5 protein-coding genes are annotated in these 4,580 nt (G+C 69.2%); 3 read left to right on the plus strand and 2 right to left on the minus strand.

Going from position 1 to position 4,580, the window contains the following annotated elements; genetic code table 11:
• Window positions 1–302: 302 nt before the first annotated feature.
• Both RSA25_RS18980 and pyrE read right to left on the minus strand, forming a co-directional pair.
• Entirely contained in the window at window positions 303–965 is a 663-nt protein-coding gene (locus RSA25_RS18980) for a hypothetical protein (RefSeq protein ID WP_332810383.1), read from the minus strand.
• A 20-nt stretch (window positions 966–985) separates the two neighbouring features.
• A complete protein-coding gene (gene pyrE, locus RSA25_RS18985) occupies window positions 986–1,645 on the minus strand; it encodes an orotate phosphoribosyltransferase (protein WP_332810384.1) in 660 nt (219 codons plus the stop codon).
• A gap of 194 nt (window positions 1,646–1,839) precedes the next feature.
• Between pyrE and RSA25_RS18990 the strand changes: the two genes are divergently transcribed.
• From RSA25_RS18990 to RSA25_RS19000, 3 genes are all read left to right on the plus strand, one after another.
• On the plus strand, window positions 1,840–2,640 hold the full coding sequence (locus tag RSA25_RS18990; protein ID WP_332810385.1) for an exodeoxyribonuclease III: 801 nt from the start codon (window positions 1,840–1,842) through the stop codon (window positions 2,638–2,640).
• Complete coding sequence (locus RSA25_RS18995) at window positions 2,637–3,932, plus strand: MFS transporter (RefSeq protein WP_332810386.1); 1,296 nt, start codon at window positions 2,637–2,639, stop codon at window positions 3,930–3,932. Before RSA25_RS18990 ends, RSA25_RS18995 begins: the two co-directional genes overlap by 4 nt.
• A 91-nt stretch (window positions 3,933–4,023) precedes the next feature.
• Entirely contained in the window at window positions 4,024–4,251 is a 228-nt protein-coding gene (locus tag RSA25_RS19000) for a hypothetical protein (RefSeq protein WP_332810387.1), read from the plus strand.
• Window positions 4,252–4,580 lie beyond the last annotated feature (329 nt).

Genomic DNA, 4,580 nt, shown 5'->3' on the forward strand with positions numbered 1-4,580 from the left:
CGCGGCGCGCACCGTCCGCCCCCGCGCCTCCCGCGGGGTCCCCGCCCCGGCGGCGGCCACTACCGTGGCCCATGACCCCAGCCGGATGCGCGGGAAGCCGGCCAGCGGCCGGCTCTACCGTGGCTCATGCCCCAGCCGGATGCGCGAGAAGCCGGCCAGCGGCCGGCACTACCGTGGCTGATGCCCCAGCCGGATGCGCGAGAAGCCGGCCAGCGGCCGGCACCACCGTGCCCGGGCGTCGGGCGTTGCCCACAAAAAAGGCGGCCAACCGGCCGCCTTCTGTCAAAACCACAGCCACCAGCTCACGCGCGTGGATCGGTCCCCACGCCCTTCAGCAACCGGTAGCGCTGCAGCGTCTGCTCGATCTCCACATCCAGCGCCTGGCGCTGCTGCTCGAACGAGGCCTGCATCCGCCGCTGCGCCACCAGCTCGGCATGGCGCTGCTGGATGCTGGCCGCCTGCTTGTCCGCCACCGCCTTGCCGCCCAGTTCGCGGTCCCCGGCGGTGCCCAGCAGGCTCACCAGCGCATCGCGCAGGCTGGCCACGTTGTAGCGCGCCGTCTGCACGTTGTTGTCCAGGATCCCGGTCCGCTCGGCAAACACCCGGCGCAGGTCGTCCTCGTTCTCATAGGTGGACAGCATCGCCTGTTCGGTGCGCTGGCGGGTCTGCTCGGCCGCCAGGTCCAGCTGCCGTTGCGCGGCGATCACCGCCGCGTCCGCCCGCTCCTGCTCGGTCAACGTGCGCTCCACCTCGCCGCGGCGCAGGCCGCTGCTGGCGCTGAATTCCTCGCGCGCGTTGTTCACCGCGTCCTGCGGCAGCGCATCGCTGCAGATCCGCTCGGCGCCCTTGTTCCAGCAGTACAGCTTCTTCGGCTTGGGCTCGTTGCTGCCGCGCTGGGCGTGCGCCGTCAGCGACGGCGCGGCCAGCAGCAGGCCGATCAAGATGGTCGTGGCAATCCTGGACATGGTTGGCGAGCCCCCTGCTCTCAACGCGTGGGACGGCTGCCGTAACGGGACCGATAGTCCTCCAGCGGCTGCCGGTACCCCACAAGTTCCGGATTTCCGGAGGCAAAATCAAGCAGGTCGGCCAGCGTGGCCACCGCCACCACCGGAATGCCGGCTTCTTCGGCCACCGCCTGGGCCGCCGAGCGGCGGTCGGTCTCCGAGGCGATCTCCTGGCGGTCCAGGGCCACCACGATCCCGGCCGGGGTGCCGCCGGCGTCCTTGATGATGGTCAGGGCCTCGCGGATGGCGGTGCCGGCGGTGATCACATCGTCCACGATCAGCACGCGCTTGCCATTCATGTCCGCGCCGATCAGGTTGCCGCCCTCGCCGTGGGCCTTGGCCTCCTTGCGGTTGAACGACAGCGGCAGGTCACGCCCGCGCTGGGCGAACTCGCAGGCGGTGGCCGTGGCCAGCGGGATGCCCTTGTAGGCCGGGCCGAACACCACGTCGAACTTCAGCCCGGTCGCTTCCACCGCATCGGCGTAGCAGGCGGCCAGCTGGACCATGCGCGCGCCCGAATCGAAGCGGCCGGCATTGAAGAAATAGGGGCTCAGGCGGCCCGACTTGAGGGTGAACTGGCCAAAACGCAGGGCGTCGGCGGTCAGGGCCAATTGCAGGAAACGGTGGCGATGGTCGCTCATCAGGACTCTATTCAATTCATTTGGACCGCAAATCCTAATGCATGGGCGCTTTTTTCGCCTTCCGGGCCCCCTCGGCCCGGTCCCGCCGTCGCCCGGCCGGTACGGGCCGGGCCACCGCCCCGTCGCATCCCGGCGAGCCGGGCCGGGGTCTTCCCGGTATGCTTTCCCGGTTACCGCTCCAGACCCGGGTCAGCATGCGCATCATCAGTTTCAACGCCAACGGCATCCGCTCCGCCGCCACCAAGGGCTTCCTCGACTGGTTCCGCGCCCAGGACGCCGACGTGCTCTGCATCCAGGAGACCAAGGCGCAGGAAGACCAGCTCACCGACCCGATGTTCCGCCCGGATGGCCACCACTGCTTCTACCGCGACGCCATCACCAAGAAGGGCTACAGCGGCGTGGCCATCTACAGCAAGCGCGAGCCCGACCAGGTCATCACCTCGCTGGGCTGGGCCCCGTTCGATGATGAAGGCCGCTACATCGAGGCCCGCTACGGCAACCTGAGCGTGGTCTCCTTCTATATCCCCTCGGGCAGTTCGGGCGAGCTGCGCCAGGGCTTCAAGTACGAAGTGATGGAGTGGCTGCGCCCGATCCTGGCCCAGTGGCTGGCCAGCGGCCGCGACTACGTCCTGTGTGGCGACTGGAACATCGTGCGCTCGGCGCTGGACATCAAGAACTGGAAGTCCAACCAGAAGAACTCCGGCTGCCTGCCGCCCGAGCGCGACTGGCTCAACGGCCAGTGCGTGGACACCGACCAGGCGCTGGACATCGCCGCCGGCCAGGGCTGGACCGACGCCTACCGCCTGCTGCACCCGCAGGGCGAGGACTACACCTGGTGGAGCAACCGTGGCGCGGCCCGGGCCAACAACGTCGGCTGGCGCATCGACTACCAGTTCGTCAGCCCCGGCCTGCGCGATCGCCTGCGCGGCTGCTCGATCTACCGCGATGAGCGCTTCTCCGACCATGCCCCGTTCACGGTCGATTACGCCCCATGAGCGAAGCGGCCGAGACGGTCTCCTACAAGGGCTGGGCCGGGATCAAGCGCGCCTTCGGCACGCCCTCGGCGCTGACCATGGCCTTCCTGGGCTTCGGCAGCGGCCTGCCGTTCCTGCTGATCGCCTCCCAGACCCTGTCCACCCGCCTGCGTGACGTCGGCCTGGACCTCAAGAGCATCGGCCTGATCAGCCTGGCCAGCTTCTTCTACCTGATGAAGTTCGTCTGGGCGCCGCTGATCGACCGCTACGCGTTCCCGCTGATCGGCGCCCTCGGCCGCCGCCGCTCCTGGCTGCTGGCCTCGCAGGTGGGCGTCACCGGCGGCCTGTTCGCGCTGGCCTTCGTGCGGCCGGAACTGGGCGTCACCCCGCTGGTGTTGTGGGTGCTGCTGGCCTCCTTCGCCGGCGCCACCCAGGACTCGGTGGTGGACGCCTACCGCATCGAGATCGCCCCGGAGAGCGCGCAGGCCGCCCTGGCCGCCACCTATACGCTGGGCTACCGCATCGGCCTGATCCTGGCCGGTGCCGGCGCGCTCTACCTGGCCGAGTTCGAAGGCTGGATCGTGGCCTACCTGGCCATGGCCTCGCTGATGCTGTTGCCCATCATCACCACCCTGGTGTGCCGCGAGCCGGCCCAACCGGAGGTGCGCATCCAGCGCCGGATCGATTTCCTCGGCGCCTTCTGGCAGCCGATCACCAGTTTCTTCAGCACCAACGGCGTGGTCCTGGCGCTGGCGCTGCTGGCGTTCGTGGGGCTGTACAAGTTCCCCGACCAGGTCATCGGGGTCATGGCCGGCCCGTTCTACCTCGATTCGGGCTTCACCAAGGCCGACATCGCCACGGTGTCCAAGCTGTTCGGCGTCTGGATGGGCATCGGCGGGGCCTTCATCGGCGGCATCGCGGTGGCCGCCTTCGGCTTCCGGCGCATGCTGCTGGTGGCCGCGCTGGGCGTGGCGCTGTCCAACCTGGCCTTCCTGCTGATGGCGCACAACCCCGGCCAGCTCTGGGCGTTCTATGCGGCCCTGAGCGCGGACAACCTGTTCCAGGGGTTCGCCGGCACGGTGCTGGTGGCCTTCATGTCCTCGCTGACCGACCGCAATTTCACCGCCACCCAGTACGCGCTGCTGGTCTCGCTGGCCAACCTGCCGGGCAAGTTCGTCGGCGGTGCCTCCGGCTACATCGTCGAAGCCACCTCCTACAGCACCTTCTTCATCTTCAGCGCCACCACCGTCATCCCGACCCTGCTGCTGCTGGTCTGGCTGTGGCCGCGCATCCGCGACCGCAGCAGCGCCTGACGCGGCCCGGCCGGGTTGCCCGCCGCCCCGGCCTGCGCCATGATCGACCCCGTTGTGCCGTGGGGGCGGTGCTTGCCTAAGGGGGAGAACCATGGTCGATCTGCTGCTGCGGGATCTGGACCCGTTGTTGAACGAACGCATCCGGCGCGTGGCGGTCGCCCGCGGCTGGACCCGTGAATACACCTGCGTGATGCTGCTCGAACAGGGCCTGTTCGCCAGCGAGCTGGAAGTCCGCAGCGGTTTCCAGAACCCCGAAGTGGACGCGCTGGCCGACGCCATCGCCGCGCTGCAGGCACTGCCGGACGCGCAGGGCCTGTAGCGCCGGGCGCGGCCCGGCAGCGCCTTCTCTTCGCCCCAAGGTCTGCCATTGCCGGGCAGCGCCCGGCACTACCTCGGCGCGGTCGTCCGCTTCCACCGGCAGGGTCGCGCCCCAGCCGACTGCCGGCCATGGATCAACACTCGATATCGGCATGACCCCCAAACCACACCGCTTCCCCCGGCAGGGTCGCGCCCCAGCCGACTGCCGACCGTGGATCACCACTCGATATCGGCATGACCCCCAAACCACACCGCTTCCCCCGGTAGAGTCGCGCCCCAGCCGACTGCCGACCGCGGATCAACACTCGATATCGGCATGCCGCGCTCCCC

The sequence above is a fragment of the Stenotrophomonas sp. genome, from assembly GCF_036662295.1.
GTDB lineage: Bacteria > Pseudomonadota > Gammaproteobacteria > Xanthomonadales > Xanthomonadaceae > Stenotrophomonas.